Raw genomic sequence first — 18,561 nt, 5'->3', positions numbered from 1 at the left:
AGACGCCCCATGAAAATTGAGACAAATAGGCAATCTCGTGCCATAAGGGCGCGCGAAATCCATATGCACTCTCAAGACATGCTTTAAGCCCGGGCCGAATTTGACATGATCCGCATTGAAAACATCTCCAAGCAGAACAGCCATCGGCTTCTGTTTATCGAAGCCTCTGCGGCCCTGAACAAGGGCGAGAAAATCGGCCTCGTCGGTCCCAATGGGGCGGGTAAAACCACGTTGTTTCGGATGATCACCGGCGAGGAACTGCCCGACGAGGGGCAGGTCTCGACCGAGAAAAATGTCAGCATCGGCTATTTCAATCAGGATGTTGGTGAAATGGCCGGTCGCTCTGCGGTGGCCGAAGTGATGGAGGGCGCAGGCCCGGTCAGCACGGTCGCAAACGAGCTGCGCGAACTGGAAGCGGCCATGTCCGATCCCGACCGCATGGACGAGATGGATGCGATCATCGAGCGTTATGGCGAGGTGCAGGCCCGCTACGAAGAGCTGGATGGCTACGCGCTGGAAGGCCGCGCCCGCGAAGTGCTGGCGGGCTTGAGCTTTTCGCAAGAGATGATGGATGGCGATGTTGGCAAGCTCTCAGGTGGCTGGAAAATGCGCGTGGCTTTGGCCCGCATTCTCCTGATGCGGCCCGATGTGATGCTGCTCGATGAGCCGAGCAACCATCTGGATCTCGAAAGCCTGATCTGGCTGGAAGATTTCTTGAAAAACTATGATGGCGCATTGCTGATGACCTCGCACGACCGTGAGTTCATGAATCGCATTGTCACCAAAATCATTGAAATCGATAGTGGTTCGCTCAATAGCTATTCCGGCGATTATGCCTTCTATGAAGGCCAGCGCGCCCAGAATGAAAAGCACCAGCAGGCGCAGTTTGAACGCCAGCAGGCCATGCTGGCCAAGGAAATCAAATTCATTGAGCGGTTCAAGGCGAGAGCGTCCCACGCAGCCCAGGTGCAAAGCCGGGTCAAAAAGCTGGACAAGATCGACCGGGTGGAGCCGCCGCGTCGTCGTCAGACGGTGGCTTTTGACTTTCTTCCGGCTCCGCGCTCCGGCGATGATGTGATCAACATCAAGAATGTCCATAAATCCTACGGCAGCCGGGTGATCTATGATGGCCTTGATTTCATGGTCAAGCGCCGCGAGCGCTGGTGCATCATGGGCATCAATGGCGCTGGTAAATCCACACTTTTGAAGCTCGTCGCGGGTACCACCCAGCCAGACGAAGGCAGCGTTGCTATTGGAGCCAGCGTCAAGATGGGCTATTTCGCCCAGCACGCCATGGATGTTCTGGATGGCGACAGCACCGTGCTGCAATGGCTGGAAGAAAGCTTTCCCAAAGCCGGTCAATCGCCGCTTCGCGCTTTGGCAGGCTGCTTTGGTTTTTCCGGCGATGATGTGGAAAAGCGCTGCCGGGTGCTCTCAGGTGGCGAAAAAGCGCGGCTGGTGATGGCGGCCATGCTGTTTGATCCACCAAACCTCCTGGTGCTGGACGAGCCAACCAACCACCTTGATCTCGACACCAAGGAAATGCTGATCAAGGCGCTCTCGAACTATGAAGGCACCATGCTGTTTGTCAGCCACGATCGCCATTTTCTGGGCGCGCTTTCCAATCGGGTGTTGGAGTTGACACCGGAGGGAGTGCATCAATATGGCGGCGGCTATCTGGAATATGTGGCCCGCACCGGCCATGAAGCGCCGGGCCTGCATAGCTGAATTGAGCGATGGATATAAAAAAGGGCGCGGAGATGATGATCTTTGCGCCCTTTTTTCTATTCAGATTAAGGGCGGGAAAAGACCCCTCCCCGACCCTCCCCACAAGGGGGAGGGGGCACGTCGAATGCTGAGTTTTCTCTGTGCCCCTCATATCTTATGATAGGAAACCAATCGGTTATGCCGTGCGAAACAGAACTCCCTCCCCCCTGTGAGGAGGGTTGGGGAGGGGTTCTTAATACGTGAACCCCTCAATCCACAATCAATGGCGGAAGTGGCGCACACCCGTGAACACCATGGCGACGTTATGCTCGTCGGCAGCAGCAATCACGTCGGCATCGCGCATTGAGCCGCCGGGCTGAATCACGGCGGTGGCACCAGCGGCAATCGCAGCCAGCAGACCATCAGCAAACGGATAGAAGGCTTCAGAGGCAACCGCTGAACCGTGGGTCAGCGGCTCGGCCAAGCCCATGGCCTTGGCAGCGTCTTCGGCTTTCATGGCAGCGATGCGGGCCGAGTCAACGCGGCTCATCTGGCCTGCGCCAATGCCCACGGCCTGACCGTCCTTGGCATAGATCACGGCGTTGGATTTGACGTGCTTGGCAATTTTAAAGGCCAGCTTCATGTCTTCCAGCTCGGCCTCGGTGGGCGCGCGCTTGGTCACCACCTTCAGCTCCAGATCTTCCACCACCAGATTGTCGCGGCTCTGCACCAGCAGACCACCGGAGACTGTCTTGGCGGTGAGGCCCGGCGCGCGTGGATCGGCAAGGCCGCCGGTGACCAGCAGGCGCAGGTTTTTCTTGGCGGCAATGATGGCCTTGGCGTCTTCTGTCACGTCGGGCGCAATGATCACTTCGGTGAACAGCTTGACGATTTCTTCAGCGGTTTCGGCGTCCAAAGTCTGGTTGAGCGCAATGATACCACCAAAGGCCGACACGCTGTCGCAAGCGAGAGCGCGCTGGTAAGCATCTTTCAGCGTCTTGCCCACGGCCACACCGCAAGGGTTGGCGTGCTTGATGATGGCACAGGCTGGGCCGTTTTCGGGCAGGAATTCCGACACCAGCTCAAACGCGGCATCAGTGTCATTGATGTTGTTGTAGGAAAGCTGTTTGCCCTGCAACAATTGAGCGGTGGCCACGCCGGGGCGCTGGTCGCCATTGACGTAAAAACCTGCCGTCTGGTGCGGGTTTTCGCCGTAGCGCATTTCTTCGCGTAAAACACCGCCAATCACGCGGTTGCGCGGGGTTTCAATGTTGAGGGCCGTGGCAAACCAGTTGGAGATGGTGGCGTCGTATGCGGCGGTGCGGGCATAGGCGCGGGCGGCAAATTTCTGGCGCATTGGATAGAGCGTCTGGGCATCATCAGCCTTCAACACTTCAAGCAGCTCAGCATAATCGGCAGGATCGGTCACGACCGTGACATAGGCGTGGTTTTTGGCCGCAGCGCGGATCATGGCCGGGCCGCCGATGTCAATGTTTTCCACGGTGGTTGGGTAGTCGCCACCGGCTGCGATCACGCTTTCAAACGGATAGAGATTGATCACGGCCAGATCGATGGCTTCGATGCCATGCTCGCGCATGGCCTTGACGTGCTCGGCATCATCACGAATAGCCAAAAGACCGCCATGGACGTTCGGATGCAAGGTCTTGACGCGACCATCCATGATTTCGGGAAAGCCGGTGACCGCCGAAACGTCGGTGGCGGGCAGGCCCGCATCAACCAGCGCCTTGTAGGTACCACCGGTGGAGAGCAGGCGCACGCCCAACTGGTTCAATTCGCGGGCGAGATCAACGATGCCGCTCTTGTCAAACACGGACAACAGGGCCGTGCGCACCCGCACTTTTTCTGGAATGGGGGTATTTTTCGACACGACAGCCATGGCATTTACTCCGATAGAGTTTGTCAGGGAAAGTGGGACCTGGTTTCCCGAAAAGACAAACGACGACAACAGAAGTGCAATCTGGCGAGTATCAAGGAAAACTATCCACTACAGATTGCTTAACAGCGAAGAACCGGCGTAGCTTGCAACGCAAACCTTATACCGGCAATGAGCTCGCTGCCCGCCTACCATAGCTGCTCCTCCAAGGAAACAGTCGTCTTAAAGCTTTGAGAAAAACCAGCCGATTTCCGGTGTTTCCAGGGTGATCTCGATTTGCTCCGAGCGCTCGATGCCCGAGATGCCTGCAAAAAACACATCCTCTGCAATCACCGGATATCCATCAGGACAGGAAAAGACAAAACCTGCCCGACCCGCGGCTTCCAGCCGAATGGTGTGGGGATCTTCCTGCAAAAGCCGCACGGAAGGGTGGATGTGAAACCGCACAACCGCACCGCCTTTGGGCAGGGCGCTTAAAACATCACCCTTACCGGACAAAAGCCGATCGTGACCCGAAAGCATAGTCCCCGCTGCATTGAGACTTAAGCCCCGCTCGTGTAGCACACCGAAAGACTGACGATAGCCATCGTGACGGGCAATGACCTGATCGCTGTCATCATCGCCCATGCGGCGGGCCACATCCACTCTGGAAGCACCGCCAAGAATAACCGGTCCCAAAAAGCGTGAGGGCGAAATGCGGTTGGAGGACTGATCAGCAATGGTCAGGGTGGAATGAGCGGCTGTTGCCCGTGCCATCTGCCCAAATCGCGCACCGGCAAAGCGCGGCGCACCCGCATTGACCACAAAGCGCTGCGGCCCGCATGACAGCTCAAACGACAGGCAACCGGCGTGGCTGGTGCGGCTGACTTCGCCTTCTGGCGGCAGGCCGGTATCCATCAACACCACCATGTCATTGATTGCAAGCCGCTGATAATGGCTGTGGGGCAGCGCCTTGAAGGGTTGGCCACGGCTTTCATCAAAGCGCATGACCGAGGCGAGGTCATCGGCAGGGGTTGCTGTTGCGCCATTGAACAGCGCCAGATCGCCATTGCTGTGGCAGAAAAAGCGAAGCACTGGAAACATGCGGTCGATGGTGGAAATCAGTTTAACCGGTCCATCATGGCCGAGATTCACGTAAGTGTGGCGCAGCGGCAAAAGATCGAGCAAAATCTCAAGCGCTGCTTGCGGATTGCGTGAGCTATGGCCCCCATCGGGCAGGACTTGCAGTTCCAACTCGCTATCAAGCAGGCGGGCAGCATTGCTGATCTGGGAGGCCGATGCGGGCATGGCTATTGAGGCCATGGCCAGAGCGATGCGCAATTTGAGGCGGTCAATGCCCTCTGGCATATGGGCAACAGTCGAGCGCCCAAAGGCGACCTGTGCGGTAAGGCTGCGCAAAAAGCGCCGATAAAAGCCTTTTTCGCAATCCTGCAACACGATGGGCGAATGGGAGAGCCAGGCAATAATTCTCTGAGACAGCACACCGGCATCCCAGGCAATGCCTTCGCGCTTGGTAAAGAGCTTGATCCAGCTGTTGACAATGGAGCGGGCCTGCGCACAGGCCTCTGGCGTTTTATGGGCGCGAATATGCCTGAGCCACGAGAAGGAATGCAGCTCGGTGGCAAAAACCACCGAGGGCAATTCCATGGTAAAGGGCGACGCGCGCCCACACTCCAGCATGCGCCCGGCCAGCGGAAAGCGCCCCTCGGCAATATCGGCGGCAATATCGGGATCAATCGAGCGCAGATCGGTGGGTGCCACCAAAAGGCGTGTTGCATTGCGACCAAAACGGGGGGCGGCCGCCTTGACTGCCAAACGACCGCGCCGCCAGCTTTCACGCAGGTAAAGCGAGGGCAAACTTTGGCTTTGTCTCTGTGGCATCCAACATTCCGTTCCGAGCAGACCCGTCATGGGCAGCAACACCGCGCGTCCATAGGTGGTTTTCCGGCTGTCGCATGCTTCAAGCGCAATGAATCCGGCAACCGATGGACACGATTGTTATGACGCGCCTAATTTCGTAAAGATTTCTTTAAATCCTTCTTAAATGGCAGGCATAAAAGCCATCCAGACCGCTGGAAACGCTGTCTGCGACCTGCAACATCGCTGGAGTGGTGCGAAATTCACCAAGCGGAGAGATCGCGGCTTCCAATCCGGGCCATTGTTCTGCCTGCACCGGCACGCGCTGAAAATCGGGATGATCGGCCAGAACCTTGGCAACCACCTCTTCGCCTTCCATCGGGTCCAGCGAGCAATTGGAAAACACAATCGAGCCACCGGGTACCACCAGCGTCATGGCATGGCGCAGCAGCTTTTCCTGCACACTTGCCAGTTTGGTGATGTCCTGCATCCCTTTGGTGTAAAGCACATCCGGGTGGCGGCGGGTTGTGCCCGTGGAAGAGCAAGGTGCATCCAGCAGCACGGCATCAAACAGAGTGTCTGGCTGGAACGCGATCAGGTCGGAGTGCACCAGTTCGGCCTCAAAGCCCAGACGCTGCAAGTTCCCGTCCAGCCGCTTCAGGCGGTTGGCCGATTGCTCCACCGCCGTCACCTTGGCACCGGCGCACAACAATTGCGCCGTCTTGCCGCCGGGCGCTGCGCAAAGATCAACTGCGCGCTTGCCGGCAAGATCACCAAACATCTGTACTGGCAGGGCCGCTGCTGCATCCTGCACCCACCATTGGCCCTCTTCAAAGCCATCAAGAGCGGCAACGCCGCCTGCAAAGCTGGCCAATCTCACGCTGCCGGTTGGCAGCACAACGCCGTTCAACCGCTCCGCCCATTGGGCGGCATCCGATTTGGTGGTGAGATCAATGGCGGCTGGCGTCATCTGGGCATCGGCAATGCGGCGGGCTTCATCGGCACCATAGACGCTCACCAGCCGATCATAAAACCAGCCGGGCATGCACACCACATCAGCGGTTTCATCCAGCAAAGCCTGCTTTTCGCGGCCAAGACGGCGCAACACGGCATTGACCACCTTGGCAAAACGACGGTTGCGCGGGTCGCGATTGGCTTGCTCCACCGCCAGATCCACCGCCGAATGGTCTGGCACATCCAGATAAAGCATCTGGGCGGCCGCTATGATCAGCGAATGATGCAGGGCGCGCGCGCCATCGGGCAATGGCGTGTCGAGCAAAATGCCCAGCATGGCTTCAATGCGCGGCAAAAACCGCAAGGATGTATTGAGAATGGCCCGCACCAATCCACGATCCGCTTCAGAAAGCGCGGTATAGGCTGGATTGCCGTGGTCGCCATCCATCATGCCATCCAGCGAGGTCTTGCGATCAATCACCGCGGCCAGCAGGCGGCTGGCGGCAAGCCGTGCCTCAAGCCCGGGCTTGTTGTCATAAACCGGCCCGCGTGGACGATTGCTGGACGGGCTTCGATTGTTCTTATGGCTTTTGTTTTTGCCGCTGTTCTCGTTCAATTCCACGGTCCCTTCGGGGGTTCATCTGGCTTGCGCGCCCCGCCAATTGAAGGCACAGAGCGGGTTTTTGCGCTCCCCTTACCACCCCAGGGATCATTCGTCGACTGTGCAGCTTGCTGCCCCGCCCCGCCCCATGGACCCTGGGATAGGTTGGACGATGCTGGCCGCGTTTGCGAGGGGCCACGGGCTGATGTGAACACGCCCATGGCCTGCGCCTGAGCTTGCAGCTCGGCAATGCGGTTGTTGGTATCGGGGTGGGTGGAAAACAGATTGTCCATTTTCTGCCCCGACAGCGGATTAATAATGAACATATGGGCGGTGGCCGGGTTGCGCTCCGCCTCATAATTGGGCTGATGCGCACCGGCAATCTTGGCAAGGGCCGAGGCCAGCCACAGGGGATTGCCGCAGATTTCAGCACCGCGCCGATCGGCAGCATATTCGCGGGTGCGGCTGATGGCCATTTGCACCAGCATGGCGGCAAACGGGGCAACAATCATCGCCACCAGCGCCCCGATCATGCTGCCGCCATTGCCATTTTCATCGCGCCTTCCACCAAAGAAAAAGGCAAAATTGCCGAGCATGGAAATGGCACCGGCCAAGGTTGCGGTTATGGTCATGGTCAAGGTGTCACGATGTTCCACGTGGGCCAGCTCATGCGCCATCACGCCCGCCACTTCCTCGGGTGTCAAGGCGCGCAAAAGCCCGGTGGAGGCCGCAACGGCGGCGTTTTCCGGGTTGCGCCCCGTTGCAAAGGCATTGGGCTGCGGATTGTCAAACACATAGACCTTTGGCATGGGCAATCCGGCATTGCGGGTCAGATCGCGCACGATGGTGTAAAATTCCGGTGCCGTGCGCTCATCAACTTCTTGCGCATGATAGGCGGACAGCACCATGCGGTCAGAATTCCAGTAGGAAAAGAAATTCATGCCCGCTGCAATCAACAGCGCAATCATCATGCCGCCCTTGCCGCCAATCAAAAAGCCCACCCCCATGAAAAGGGCGGTCATGGCAGCCAAAAGCAAAGCCGTGCGCATGATGTTCATCTTCATCCTCCAGCGGTTTGACGACGGCGAAGGGTTTTCCCGCGCGCCTCGATGCACTAGGTTTTTGTTTACGCATCGGATTTATCCGAAAACCGGTTCCCACTTTTCGGCCGATGCTCTAAATGTAAAGATTAGAAACCGCGTTTCAATCTCTACAGGATAAATGCCGCTATGAATGAAGAGCCAAACAACCGGCCTGATATGGATAATCAGGGCATTGCGGCCACGCCACCCGCTGCTAAACCGCTCTCTGCCGCTGCAAAGCGTGCGCTGGCAGAAGCGGAGGCACGTCGCAAAGCCGAAAAGGTGGAAAAAGCCGCCCCCGAAATTGGCGGTCGCGGCGGTGCCGACCCGGCACGCTTTGGGGATTGGGAAATCAATGGCCGCGCCATCGATTTTTAGGCCTACAGCGCCGTGCGCTATATTATGCAGCAGATTAAATTGTTGTAATAAAAAACAAATACACCAGCGGATGCAACTTTTTGCCTTTATCTGCGTTCATAGCGGCATTGCCCAACCCATTTGGCCAACCCTTTTGGAAAGAACGCACATGAAGAAGATTTTCCTTGCCTCCGCCTTCGCACTCGCTGCTTTGACGGCCAACATAGCCTCTGCGCAGGCAGAAACTGTGATTGTTCGCAATGATCATCACATGGAGCACCGCCGCGATATGCACCGCATGCCGCATAAGCATTGCGTGACCAAAAAGACAGTGCGCTGGCACCATGGCAAAAAGATCGTAACCGAAAAGCGCATCTGCCGCTAAACTGGATAGCGCTGTAATGCGTTAAGTCTGCTGCATAATTTTCACCTTGAACCGATTCCGATTTAAGGAATTATGTATTAGACGAATGAGCGCGCGGTTACCAGAAATGATAATCGCGCGACCACCATCGCAAGAAACGACCATGCCGGTTTTAGGCTTCCACAGCCTCCCGGACATCATCCAGAAGAAAATGCACAATCACATAGCGTGTGGTGTAGTGCTGACCGCTGTCAGAAACACTCTCAACACTGCCCCCATCGGTTGGATGCCATTTCTGGTAATGCGGATTGTTGGTAATCAAAGTGATGGCTTTCCCCAAAAAACGCCCGCCAAGCCGATAGCGAGCCTCGGAGAGAGGCCAGATCTTTTCAAAGTCCTGCTGGCTGATACGCGCTTTCAAAGCTCTTCTGGTGATAGCTTTCTCAACAGAACCATCACTGTTTACAAGTGCTTGAAGCTGAAGATCAACGTCTTCCGCCTCATCCAGCATAAAGGCATAGTCATCTGGCCACATCCGTCTCACGTAACGCTCCTCCCAAAGCTTTCCGTTCCTTAGCACAAAGAGTGTAGCGCTTCTGCTGTGGGAGGCAAGGCTGATGTGAATATACCATGCAGAGGTTTCACGAAGCTCGCGGATCGTTGCCGTGCAGCCTCTAGTCAATAGTAGAGATTTTGCGTTGGACGGCCCCGAAGAATAATGGCGGAGAGGGTGGGACTCTCTACCATTTTCCGCATAACATATTGATATTTGGTCACAGAAATTTCCGTTCGGGTACACGAGTGGGTATTTTATACCCCAGCCATTGTCAACAATCAGCAGGATCTGCGGTTCAGCACATTGACTGCAATCTGAAACTGATGCTGGCTGCTCGCGGACTTCGGATCTGGTGTGAATGGGAAAGCAAATGACGGAGGATGAGAACGGAACTTCTGACTTCAAGGGAAAGACTACGCAGGTTGACTACTTGGAAAGACTGAGGCGGTTTGACGCCGCTGTTTGTGAAATGATTGCGGTCAGCCAAGCGACGGCAGGACGGCAAGAAAGCCCAGCAATCGGATATTCAACTCATGTTTTTGCGCGAATGTGTTCGCACGCCAGATCCCTGGTATCGTCGGCGCCTATGTCCCGATGGGTAAAGCGAGACTTTGAGACATGGGATGTCTCGACGGTGGCGTCGCATGCGCGCTCCCTCTTGGAGGGGTACGTCCTGTTCTACTATCTCAGCTCAGCCCCAGATGATGCCGAGGTGCAGCGCGCGTACGTGAATGTCATGCACCTTTACGACTGCTTAAAAAGAATAAAAATCCTCCCGTTTGTCCTATCTAATGAAGAAATTGAGTGGTTTAAAGGGCAAGCAGAGGAAATTAAGCAGCGCCTCGAAAGTATAAAATACTTTTCTGACCTCGATTCTAAAATTAAGTCTGACATCCTTGCAGGCAAATATATGATGATCACTCCGCAAAAGGATGTGATTAGGGCTGCAGGCATCGATCAGCAAGAATATGATTTCTATTGGAACTATCTTTCGCAGTATACACATATACTTTCGTTTACTTTCTATAGAATGGAACCGAACGGACGCGGAACTGGGGTTGAAAACGGCTTCGATCGCGATGCCCTGTGCATGGTACTAGAGTTCTTTTCTGGGATATTGACGGTAGCCACGGACAGGATGATCGAGTTATTTCCAGACGCCGGCTGGGCGCGGAAAGGTAAGGACTCCAAGTTCTCTCCTGGCCCAATGCATAACCTCCCCAAAGAGGCGAAGAAGGTCAGAAAATCGCAAAGACGCCGTTGACCGATGCCCGCCATCGATCGAGCATAGAAAAACCGCCATCAACGGGCTCGCAACCCTCCGGCGGTTTTCACAAGGTGTTCCAGAATGCTGAACGACATCGCTGAACATGTAAAGTCGCCGTTGACGGCGAGTTGAGCCGGGGGCTCGGATATGACCCCTGCGATGCCGAGCCGAACCTTACCTACCCAATCAAAAATGTTGACGAAGCCCCGCTAGGCTTAGGCAAACTCGTTGCCGCCGCCGTTGCTGCGCTTGAGACGACCGTCGCCAGACCGGCGCGCACGACGCACGACGACGTCCTGCGGTCGAACACCGGCTGGGCCATGGACCCGGTCTCGTGGGCGCAGCGTCAAGCGGCGTCGGCGGAGCTGGAACGACAGACGGCGCACATCGCCGACGCGCTGGGCGGAGCGGGGGTGAACGTCGTCCTCGACGGCGACGTGACGTTTATCGGGGCGGTCACGGGCGTGGTCGAACAGCAGCGCGTCTACCGTGCCTGCCGGTTCTTACCGACCGTCGCCGCGCGCGACAGACGGCCTACAGTGAACGGACTGAAACTCTTCATCAGCGGACACAAAGATTCGAAGTACTTCAGATACGCCGTCATGACTTGCTCGGAGCCGGTCCCGTTCAGCGCGGACCTTCAAGGCGACATGCGCGGTGCGATCCAGGAACTGAACCGGCGCATTTCAAGATGGGCGCACAACGCCCAGAAGAAGTACGGGGTGGAAGTCCTCTATCGGGGCATTGAGTTCACACGCGCCACGGCTGCGGAGCGTGATGCTGAGGCTCATGCTCGCGGCCAGGCGTCGAATCTGTCGGAGCGGTACGGTGCGGCCACGGTGCTCTATCACGTCCACGCCAACGTCTTATACTGGCCAACGCGGGTGCTGAAGGAGAAGGGCAAGACCTGGGAAGACTTCCTTCGTTTCACACATGAGGCGACCGGCGCATGGTGGAAGGACAGCGGCAAGATCGACTCCGTCGAGGAACTGGTGAAGTACTGCTCCAAGCCGAACGACACGCTACGGTCGTCCACCGATGAACTGGTGTGGCTGTACCAGGCCACCCAGCGGCTGAAGCTCTGCCAGCCACTGGGCGACTTCAAGGACTGGATGAAGACGCTCGACAAAGCCGGGGAAAAGGTCGTGCGCGTCCATATCGGTCGTGGCGACGGCCGGCTGATGCGCGTGAGGAAGAGGAAGAAGTCGGACAAGGATTCGGACGACGACAAGAAGAAGGACAGCGAAAAATCCGACGCCGCGACCGACGTCGAGAAGAAGGCGCCGCCGTCGAACATGTTGCTCGGCATGACGCTACCCCAGTGGCGGCACTCGCCGTGGGCGGAGCCGCTGATCATGGTGCAGCGATACGATCCGACGAAACCGTTCGGCGAGGCCGGCGGCGACATCGAAGCGTGGAAGCGTGCCGCACGCGAGATGTGGGATGACAACTGGGGGCCGGAGCCGGAGGAGGCGCTCCGGGTGGCCCAGATGGCTCGCGAGGCCGTCCTGTCGTCCGACGATATACGTGAGGCTGCGGAAGCAGCCCCGTATATGGTTCACACATGTGGGCCAACTGTCCGAGACTTCGACCTCGCGTCGCCGAGCGCCGACGAAGAAGTGCCGCCGGAAGAGCTTGACGAGGACGCGGCGGACCTCGCCGCGCTCTTCGAAGGAGGCACAGTCGTCCGTCTGACTCCCCGACCGCCCACCGAAGACGACGAAATTCCATTCGAGTCGCCCGCCATCGTGGCGCGATGGGCGAAGATGCGGGCGGACCTCGCCGCGAGCGAAGCCCGCTGGGCGGAATGGCGGGCGTCTGCCGCCCATGCTGCGGGCCGGTCCCCGGAGCATGCTTGCCGCGCGGCGGCGTGACGTCGGGCAACCGTCGTCACCATGGCATAACGTAAAATCACGATATGCCTCGTCGTCCTCCATGACGGCGACAAGGCCCCGGCCAGGCGCCGCGCGAGCGCCCTCGGAGAGCGGACGCTTTGAGCACCCCGAAGGGGAGCGGAAAAGCATTAGTCCGTCTCTACAGGTTTGTTTCCGGCTCCGCCGGCGGTCACGATTCTTCCACCGACACCGGAGGAACATCATGTTGAACGTCCAGAACATCATCACGTCTGTCATCGTCGCGGCGCTTCTCGCGAATGCGGCGTCCGCCAGCGAGCGGTCCGTCGTATGGAGGTCGGCGTCGTCGGGCGTGCTGACGACACCGACTCCAACCGCCGAACCTCCGGCAACGCCACCTGTCGAGGTGCCCGTCGTGACCTACAGCGGCAACAGATACGCGTGGGGCGTCGGCGAGTCCGTGCTGCTGCTCCCCGACGTCTCGGGCGGTTCTGGCCGGTACGAATACGCGCTGGCGACCGCGACGCCGCTTCCTGCCGGCCTCTCGTTCGACAGCGCGACGGGCATCTTCTCCGGGCGTCCCCGGACTGTCGGACAGTATCAGTGGTCGATCCTCATGCGCGACATGGCGACCGGGGCTAGGACAACCACCGTAGCCGTCGCCTTCTTCGTGGAGTGAGCATGGCCTACCAGTTTGTGCACATGGAGTGCTTCTCCCGGAAAGGTTCGAAGGGACGCTCCACGTCCTTCGTCCTCGGCGAAGCCCGTCGCGATCCCGCCGCCTCCCTCCATGTTGCGACGCCCGCGCCGCCGGTCATCGTGTACGGCGTGGGTGTAGACGAGGTGGAACGGATGCACGATGCCGCAGCCGATGCCGCCCGCACGACGCCGAAAGGCGGCAAGGAACGGCGCGTGCGGCAGGATCAGCACACACTGCTGACGGTTGTGGCTTCGCATCCCGCGACGATTGAGGCAGTTCGCGGCGATGCCGCGATGCGAGCGGAGGTCGAGCGCTGGGAGAGACTGACCGTTGCGTGGCTCCGGGAGCAGTACGGCGACCGTCTGTCCTCGGTCGTCCGTCACGAAGACGAAACCCGGTGGCATGTCCATGCCTACGTCCTGCCCGACGATCCCGCCATGCGTGCGACCGCACTGCATCCCGGCCAGTCAGCGAAGAGCGCCGTGATGCTCGCCGGTCCCGCCGAGGGCGAGGACTCGAAGACGTTGAACCGGCGCGGCGACCGTGAATACAAGCGGGCCATGCGCGAATGGCAGGACTCGTATCATGCCGCCGTCGCCCAGCCGTGCGGTCTCACCAGGCTCGGACCAGGCGGACGCCGCCTGTCGAGAACGGAGTGGCAGCGGGAGAAGGTCCAGGCTCGCGCCCTTCGGGCGTCTCTCGATCGCGCAGCCGCCGTGAAAGTGAAAGTCGAATCCTACGTGGCGGAGAAGAAGACCGAGACCGAATCCATGGTCTCGATGGCGACGTCGGAAGCCGCCGCGCTACGCGCCAAGGCCGACGCCGCGAAAGCCGATGCCGCCCGACGCCTGACAGAAGCGAAGACGGCCACGGAGTCCGCGAAGGCCGCGCACGACGCAGCCGTCCGGGAACAGCGGAAGGCGAAGTCCATGATGGGCCGCGTCCGGGAGGAAGCAGCGAAGGTCCGCGCGGCATCGGCCAGACTTCAGAGATTGCCGTCGATGCTGCGGACGGCTCTCGACGGTCTTCGCCAGAGCCGTGTCGCCGATCGAATCCGCGCTGCCGTGGCCGGGGAGATGGATCGGCTACGCGAGCAGGCAACGTCTTCTGAACGTCGAGCCGACGCCGCCGACAACCGGGCCAGAGCCGCCGAGTCTGATCGTCAGAAGGCGGAAGATCGGGCGCGGAACCTCGACGCCGCTCTCATGGAGACCGCCGCACAGCGCGACGCCGCGCGGCGCGAGGTGCAACGCCTTCGTCTCCCGGAGCCGGAACCATCCCTCGGTGCGAGGTTCGGGCCGCGACCGTCTCCGGGGCGTCGCTGAGCCACCTCGGCCTCCGGGACGCCCGGAGGCCGGAAACCTCCCGAAAACACCGATTTCAAAAAATGGGGACGCCGGAAGTGGCCTTCTAAGCTCGTCCGAACGATGCGGACGTATCCAAACCCATCCGATTCGGCGTCGAATCCTCCGCGCGGACGCCGCGACGCCCGCGCACGTTTGCGTCGAATCCTGCCGGCACGCATGCTGTTGGAAGATTGGAGGCGTCGGCATGAGCAAGGATTCGGCAGAGAAGAAGCGGCGGCGTCGAACGTGCGCCGACCACATGCGGCTCGAACTCGCTCGACGCCGGGAGCGCCGGAGCGATCCAGCGGGCAAGGTGATGCTTCAGATTCTCGCGCTGCTCTCCGTTGTGCTTGCTCTTGCGCCGCCGGTCCCGGCTCCGGCGTTCGACCTTCCCCGGCTCCGCCCTCGTCGGTCGCCGTGGGACCCACCGGCCGGCTATCCTAACGGACGCGAAGCGTGGGCTAGGGAACGTGGCCTCGAACCTGAACCCGGACGAACGCCGCTTCCGATCTCGACGCCGCACGTGCGGCCGACGCCTGCGCCTCGTCCGTGGAAGCGCCTCGTGCGCGATCTCGACAGTCGCTCGGAGCAACGCCGCGAGCAAGCGCGGGAACAGATGCTGCGGCGCGTCCCGGATGAGGCTCGACCGTGGCTCCGGGGACTGATCACATCTGAGGATCGGACGGCGTTGCGTATGCTGGGCCTCGGCGCGGATCGCACGACGCTGCGCGACCGGGCGCTCGTGGCCGCTCGGGTCGCGCCGACGTTCGAAGATGAGTCGACGCCCGCTGTCGAGATCGAGGCCGCGCCGGTCCCCGGAAGGAAGTAGGAGGAGAACGACATGGAAATGGAACTTCACGCCGACGCCGGGGCGCTGCTCGGCCATCTGACGGGAGAGCAGCGGCAACGCCTCGACGTGCTCGACGCCGCATTCATCGACCTGATGTCGAGCGGCATCCCGGCGAAGGCCGACGTCGAGGCTTTGGCCGACGCCGTCGTGGCGTTCTACGCGGAAATCGCAAAAGTGGGCGTTTGACACGAAAACGGGGTCATCTGACCCCGTTGCTCACATTCGGAGGCGTTTAAACGGCCCTTACAGCGCTTCTGGCGGGTCGTCCCGTATCTGTACTCACCCGGATTCGTTGCCACGCCGGGGTGTCATCCGGGCGAGTTCCGCCGCTACAAACGCCGCCGCGCTGGCTGCCGCCTCGTCAAGCCAGTCTTCCGCGCGTTGGATTCGACGTCCAGCGGCGCGCTCGGCAGCGTGCCACGCCGACGCCTCTGCGGCGCGCTTCGCATCCGCGAGCGTCGACGCCTCGCCCTGCGCCACCGTTTCGTCCGTGTCGCCGTCGAGGACTTCCCACGAATACGCGTAGCCATCGCCGCGCCGCACGATGAGCAATTCGAACCGGGCCTCCGTCTCGTCCTCGTCGGCGATCACACCGTTGCGGACGGCGACAAGCTCCGTCGTCATTCCGAGCGCCGACGTCTCGCTCCCGGCGAAGAGGTTCGCGTCCGGTTCCCATGGAAACCGGGTTTCGTAGATGTACTGCAACTGCATGTCCTCCTCCTTCACGCTGCCAGCTTGTCGAGCGCGCGGACACCCAGTCGCTGGACGTCGCGAGCGAGCGCCTTCCCGGCTCCGGGAATGCGGGACCGGCGCGCAACACGCTCGACGCCTGTCTTGCGGCTGCGGAGGGTGACGACGGCAAGGTAGAACAATACGCCGTGCGCGTCCTTGTGCGTCGTTTCGGTGAGGATCGCGTCGAACGCAAGCCCTCGGATTGTTGTCGTCGTCTTCTCCATGAAAACCTCCATAACGTCTTGTTTTACAAGGATTTTATAGCAGATTTGCAAGGTGGAGCCCAGGACGAAACCGGTCCTGTAGTGGAGAATGCAGGTAGATCTAACAGGGATCTAACGACGCGACGCCCGGCGTCTCGATGTGCGGCATCTCTCCCCGGCTCCGGGCGCGACGGCAGGCGGGGGTTGACGACGTAGGGGGCGGCATAGGCTCTTGTCCCGCCTTGGCCCAACGGGGCATGGCGGTGCCCGCAGGGCATCAAGAGCCGCCCCCTGCGTCGTCACCGAGTTCCAAGGTTCCGCGACTATTCGGGAGTACCGGTCCGCGTAGCGGATCGACCAGAGACACGCGGCTCTGGTCGAAGGTGCGGAGAATCGTCGTGGAAAGGGGCGAGGCTACCCGCGCCGGATCATGGGGCAGCGGCCCCCTGTTCCATGTACGGGGTGAGGTCAAGACCTTCGGGGAGTGGCAGGCTGCGCAGCACTTCAAGCTCCTGCTGTCCGAGATGCTTCAGGCCGTAGCGCTTCGAGACAGTGTCGAGTGCATGCCCCGTTTGAAGATCATGGGTTCGCTCACCTACGCGCGCCATCCGCATGATGTCCTTTGCGGTGTGGCGGGTGGAGTGGAACACTTGCACCTGCCTCTCATGAATACCGACGTCCTTGAGCATTCGGTTCATCCGCTTGCTGGCCGCGTCGGCAGGGTTGGAGACGCGCCGTTTTCCGTAGTAGAAAGCGGCAGGAAACAGCCATTCGTCGTCTTGACGGGACTGGGTATACCTGATGAAGCCCAGCGTCTCGAACGTCTCGTGGAGGGCGATTAGGCGCCGCGAGGGCTTGTTCTTGGTCTTGCGCTTCTGGGTTCCACCGCCCTCGGCGATGAGGTCCGTTCGAAGGTCGAGCACCCAGCACTCCAAGCCGTCGTCGCCTCGCATGCGATAGATGTCCTTCCCCTGAAGGAAGATGAGCTCCGCTATGCGGGCGCCTGTGATGGTGCCGAGCAGCGGCAGCCACTTCATGTCCGCTCGTTCCTCCTTGGCCGCATGCGCGAACCAGCGGTTCAGTTCCGGGACCGCGAACGGGAGACGTTCGACCGATGGTGTGGCGTCGGAGGAGATACGAATCTCGACGTCGGTGAGTGGCGAGCGAAAGCTGTGCTCCGCCGCGACGTCGCGGAAGAGGACCCGCAGGGGTGACAAATAGTTGTCCTCGATCGACTTCACGGAGAGCGTCGGCAATCGGTCCTCCGGGGGCAGCCGGTCATTATAGTCCGCCGCATCTTGTCGGGGCTTCCCCTTGAGATGCGGGATTTTCGAGTAGTTCCCCGGTACACGCACGAGGAGGTTCGCGAACCGCTGGACGTCGTAATATGTGTACTTGTTGGCGGGCTTGTCCCCGGCGAACGCGATGAAATCCAGAACGCGATTCCGGTCGGTGTCGATCTTCTTCGTAGCGATACCGAAGCCACTGCGGACTTCCGTCCAGTCTTCCAGCACTTCCGACAGGAGGGGGCGAACTGGGCCTCCGTCGAGCGACATCTGGACGGCCTGTGACAGCGACGTCATCTGATCTTGCAGGAGGGCCAGGGCATCCTCGACGCCGCCCTGCTGCGTGCGGGGGAGAGTGCGCACCTTCGCCTCCAACGCTTCCATGCCGTCCGCAAGGGCGCCCAGATGTTCGCCGATCGGCACGACGGTCGCCAGCACCTCGTTCTGACCCGTCAGGCGGGCGTTCTCGGTCTCGACAGCCAACAGCCGCTCCGAGTTCGTCCTGTATTCCTCGAACTGGTCGGCCATCTCGGCGAGCTGGCCCTGTAGCTCGGCTATGAGGGCGTCGCGAAGGTCCGGTTTCGACATGGCATTCATCTCCTGTGATCGTGCGCCGATGAATAGGCGCTCGGCGTGACCGGAGAGTAAACGGGCGATCCGCCTGGCGGACGTGGCCGAGATCATCCCCAGCGGGATCCGGATCGGGGTTCGCCCGAGTCGCGGGTGGAGATCAACAGGGACGGCGATCTGGAAGCGGACGCCGGATTTTCGATAGGTGATATACATGATTCGCCGGGTATTTCCGTGGGTAGGAACATCCCGAAAACGGCGAATTTCTCTTTAAAATCAAGCAGTTACCAGTGGCGGAGAGGGTGGGATTCGAACCCACGATACGGTTGCCCGTATGCCGCATTTCGAGTGCGGTGCTTTCGACCACTCAGCCACCTCTCCG

17 protein-coding genes and 1 tRNA gene are annotated in these 18,561 nt (G+C 59.9%); 9 read left to right on the top strand and 9 right to left on the bottom strand.

Going from position 1 to position 18,561, the window contains the following annotated elements; translation table 11 throughout:
- Window positions 1–105: 105 nt before the first annotated feature.
- Entirely contained in the window at window positions 106–1,728 is a 1,623-nt protein-coding gene (locus E6C51_RS10905) for an ABC-F family ATP-binding cassette domain-containing protein (protein ID WP_190235955.1), read from the top strand.
- 259 nt (window positions 1,729–1,987) lie between these two features.
- Here E6C51_RS10905 and purH read toward each other — a convergent pair whose 3' ends face one another.
- The 4 genes from purH to htpX all read right to left on the bottom strand — a co-directional run bounded on the left by purH (window position 1,988) and on the right by htpX (window position 8,071).
- Window positions 1,988–3,604 carry a bifunctional phosphoribosylaminoimidazolecarboxamide formyltransferase/IMP cyclohydrolase gene (gene purH, locus E6C51_RS10900; protein WP_190235954.1) on the bottom strand — a complete coding sequence of 539 codons (1,617 nt, stop codon included), beginning with the start codon at window positions 3,602–3,604 and terminating at the stop codon, window positions 1,988–1,990.
- A gap of 219 nt (window positions 3,605–3,823) precedes the next feature.
- The gene (locus E6C51_RS10895; RefSeq protein WP_190235953.1) at window positions 3,824–5,482 is read right to left on the bottom strand and encodes a heparinase II/III family protein; all 1,659 of its coding nucleotides are present in this window, start codon (window positions 5,480–5,482) and stop codon (window positions 3,824–3,826) included.
- 148 nt (window positions 5,483–5,630) lie between these two features.
- Entirely contained in the window at window positions 5,631–7,034 is a 1,404-nt protein-coding gene (locus tag E6C51_RS10890; protein ID WP_190235952.1) for an RsmB/NOP family class I SAM-dependent RNA methyltransferase, read from the bottom strand.
- The gene (gene htpX, locus E6C51_RS10885) at window positions 7,025–8,071 is read right to left on the bottom strand and encodes a zinc metalloprotease HtpX (RefSeq protein ID WP_190235951.1); all 1,047 of its coding nucleotides are present in this window, start codon (window positions 8,069–8,071) and stop codon (window positions 7,025–7,027) included. The genes E6C51_RS10890 and htpX overlap by 10 nt, the downstream gene beginning before the upstream one ends.
- Before the next feature lie 201 nt (window positions 8,072–8,272).
- On the opposite strand from htpX, the gene E6C51_RS10880 reads away from it, so the two are divergent.
- Both E6C51_RS10880 and E6C51_RS10875 read left to right on the top strand, forming a co-directional pair.
- Complete coding sequence (locus tag E6C51_RS10880; RefSeq protein WP_146934895.1) at window positions 8,273–8,473, top strand: DUF1674 domain-containing protein; 201 nt, start codon at window positions 8,273–8,275, stop codon at window positions 8,471–8,473.
- Between the two features lie 148 nt (window positions 8,474–8,621).
- Window positions 8,622–8,837 carry a hypothetical protein gene (locus tag E6C51_RS10875; protein ID WP_146934173.1) on the top strand — a complete coding sequence of 72 codons (216 nt, stop codon included), beginning with the start codon at window positions 8,622–8,624 and terminating at the stop codon, window positions 8,835–8,837.
- Between the two features lie 151 nt (window positions 8,838–8,988).
- On the opposite strand, the gene E6C51_RS10870 is transcribed toward E6C51_RS10875, so the two are convergent.
- Window positions 8,989–9,351 carry a hypothetical protein gene (locus tag E6C51_RS10870; protein WP_190236035.1) on the bottom strand — a complete coding sequence of 121 codons (363 nt, stop codon included), beginning with the start codon at window positions 9,349–9,351 and terminating at the stop codon, window positions 8,989–8,991.
- Window positions 9,352–9,742: 391 nt separating this feature from the next.
- Here E6C51_RS10870 and E6C51_RS10865 point away from each other — a divergent pair, with 391 nt between their 5' ends.
- The 6 genes from E6C51_RS10865 (at window position 9,743) to E6C51_RS10840 (ending at window position 15,574) form a co-directional block, all read left to right on the top strand.
- Window positions 9,743–10,636 carry a DUF5677 domain-containing protein gene (locus tag E6C51_RS10865; protein ID WP_190235950.1) on the top strand — a complete coding sequence of 298 codons (894 nt, stop codon included), beginning with the start codon at window positions 9,743–9,745 and terminating at the stop codon, window positions 10,634–10,636.
- A 131-nt stretch (window positions 10,637–10,767) separates the two neighbouring features.
- The gene (locus E6C51_RS10860) at window positions 10,768–12,513 is read left to right on the top strand and encodes a hypothetical protein (protein ID WP_230987193.1); all 1,746 of its coding nucleotides are present in this window, start codon (window positions 10,768–10,770) and stop codon (window positions 12,511–12,513) included.
- 223 nt (window positions 12,514–12,736) lie between these two features.
- A complete protein-coding gene (locus E6C51_RS10855; RefSeq protein WP_190235949.1) occupies window positions 12,737–13,171 on the top strand; it encodes an Ig domain-containing protein in 435 nt (144 codons plus the stop codon).
- A 2-nt stretch (window positions 13,172–13,173) separates the two neighbouring features.
- Window positions 13,174–14,517 (top strand): hypothetical protein, encoded by a 1,344-nt coding sequence (locus tag E6C51_RS10850; protein WP_190235948.1) that lies wholly within the window; start codon window positions 13,174–13,176, stop codon window positions 14,515–14,517.
- Between the two features lie 226 nt (window positions 14,518–14,743).
- Window positions 14,744–15,367, top strand: coding sequence for a hypothetical protein (locus tag E6C51_RS10845; protein WP_190235947.1), 624 nt, complete (start codon window positions 14,744–14,746; stop codon window positions 15,365–15,367).
- Between the two features lie 12 nt (window positions 15,368–15,379).
- The gene (locus E6C51_RS10840) at window positions 15,380–15,574 is read left to right on the top strand and encodes a hypothetical protein (protein ID WP_190235946.1); all 195 of its coding nucleotides are present in this window, start codon (window positions 15,380–15,382) and stop codon (window positions 15,572–15,574) included.
- Window positions 15,575–15,667: 93 nt separating this feature from the next.
- Here the strand turns inward: E6C51_RS10840 and E6C51_RS10835 are convergent, their stop codons facing one another.
- The 4 genes from E6C51_RS10835 to E6C51_RS10820 form a co-directional block, all read right to left on the bottom strand.
- Entirely contained in the window at window positions 15,668–16,099 is a 432-nt protein-coding gene (locus tag E6C51_RS10835; protein ID WP_190235945.1) for a hypothetical protein, read from the bottom strand.
- An 11-nt stretch (window positions 16,100–16,110) separates the two neighbouring features.
- Window positions 16,111–16,344, bottom strand: a complete 234-nt coding sequence (locus tag E6C51_RS10830) for a helix-hairpin-helix domain-containing protein (protein WP_190235944.1) — start codon at window positions 16,342–16,344, stop codon at window positions 16,111–16,113.
- A gap of 407 nt (window positions 16,345–16,751) precedes the next feature.
- Window positions 16,752–18,395: a site-specific integrase gene (locus E6C51_RS10825; protein ID WP_190235943.1), complete on the bottom strand. Its 1,644-nt coding sequence runs from the start codon at window positions 18,393–18,395 to the stop codon at window positions 16,752–16,754.
- A gap of 75 nt (window positions 18,396–18,470) precedes the next feature.
- A tRNA-Ser gene (locus tag E6C51_RS10820) sits at window positions 18,471–18,560 on the bottom strand.
- Window position 18,561 lies beyond the last annotated feature (1 nt).

Origin of the sequence: Gillisella terrae, assembly GCF_004801395.1 — a bacterium.
Lineage (GTDB): Bacteria > Pseudomonadota > Alphaproteobacteria > Rhizobiales > Rhizobiaceae > Allorhizobium > Allorhizobium terrae.
The sequence above is the reverse complement of the archived record's forward strand: the minus strand, read 5'-3'. Positions and strand labels throughout refer to the sequence as shown.

What these genes read in the sequence shown, in the direction of transcription:
- E6C51_RS10905 (WP_190235955.1), top strand. Translation starts at nt 106, where the DNA reads ATGATCCGCATTGAAAACATCTCCAAGCAGAACAGCCATCGGCTTCTG.
- purH (WP_190235954.1), bottom strand. Translation starts at nt 3,604, where the DNA reads ATGGCTGTCGTGTCGAAAAATACCCCCATTCCAGAAAAAGTGCGGGTG.
- E6C51_RS10895 (WP_190235953.1), bottom strand. Translation starts at nt 5,482, where the DNA reads ATGCCACAGAGACAAAGCCAAAGTTTGCCCTCGCTTTACCTGCGTGAA.
- htpX (WP_190235951.1), bottom strand. Translation starts at nt 8,071, where the DNA reads ATGAACATCATGCGCACGGCTTTGCTTTTGGCTGCCATGACCGCCCTT.
- E6C51_RS10880 (WP_146934895.1), top strand. Translation starts at nt 8,273, where the DNA reads ATGGATAATCAGGGCATTGCGGCCACGCCACCCGCTGCTAAACCGCTC.
- E6C51_RS10875 (WP_146934173.1), top strand. Translation starts at nt 8,622, where the DNA reads ATGAAGAAGATTTTCCTTGCCTCCGCCTTCGCACTCGCTGCTTTGACG.
- E6C51_RS10870 (WP_190236035.1), bottom strand. Translation starts at nt 9,351, where the DNA reads ATGTGGCCAGATGACTATGCCTTTATGCTGGATGAGGCGGAAGACGTT.
- E6C51_RS10865 (WP_190235950.1), top strand. Translation starts at nt 9,743, where the DNA reads ATGACGGAGGATGAGAACGGAACTTCTGACTTCAAGGGAAAGACTACG.
- E6C51_RS10855 (WP_190235949.1), top strand. Translation starts at nt 12,737, where the DNA reads ATGTTGAACGTCCAGAACATCATCACGTCTGTCATCGTCGCGGCGCTT.
- E6C51_RS10850 (WP_190235948.1), top strand. Translation starts at nt 13,174, where the DNA reads ATGGCCTACCAGTTTGTGCACATGGAGTGCTTCTCCCGGAAAGGTTCG.
- E6C51_RS10845 (WP_190235947.1), top strand. Translation starts at nt 14,744, where the DNA reads ATGAGCAAGGATTCGGCAGAGAAGAAGCGGCGGCGTCGAACGTGCGCC.
- E6C51_RS10840 (WP_190235946.1), top strand. Translation starts at nt 15,380, where the DNA reads ATGGAAATGGAACTTCACGCCGACGCCGGGGCGCTGCTCGGCCATCTG.
- E6C51_RS10835 (WP_190235945.1), bottom strand. Translation starts at nt 16,099, where the DNA reads ATGCAGTTGCAGTACATCTACGAAACCCGGTTTCCATGGGAACCGGAC.
- E6C51_RS10830 (WP_190235944.1), bottom strand. Translation starts at nt 16,344, where the DNA reads ATGGAGAAGACGACGACAACAATCCGAGGGCTTGCGTTCGACGCGATC.
- E6C51_RS10825 (WP_190235943.1), bottom strand. Translation starts at nt 18,395, where the DNA reads ATGTATATCACCTATCGAAAATCCGGCGTCCGCTTCCAGATCGCCGTC.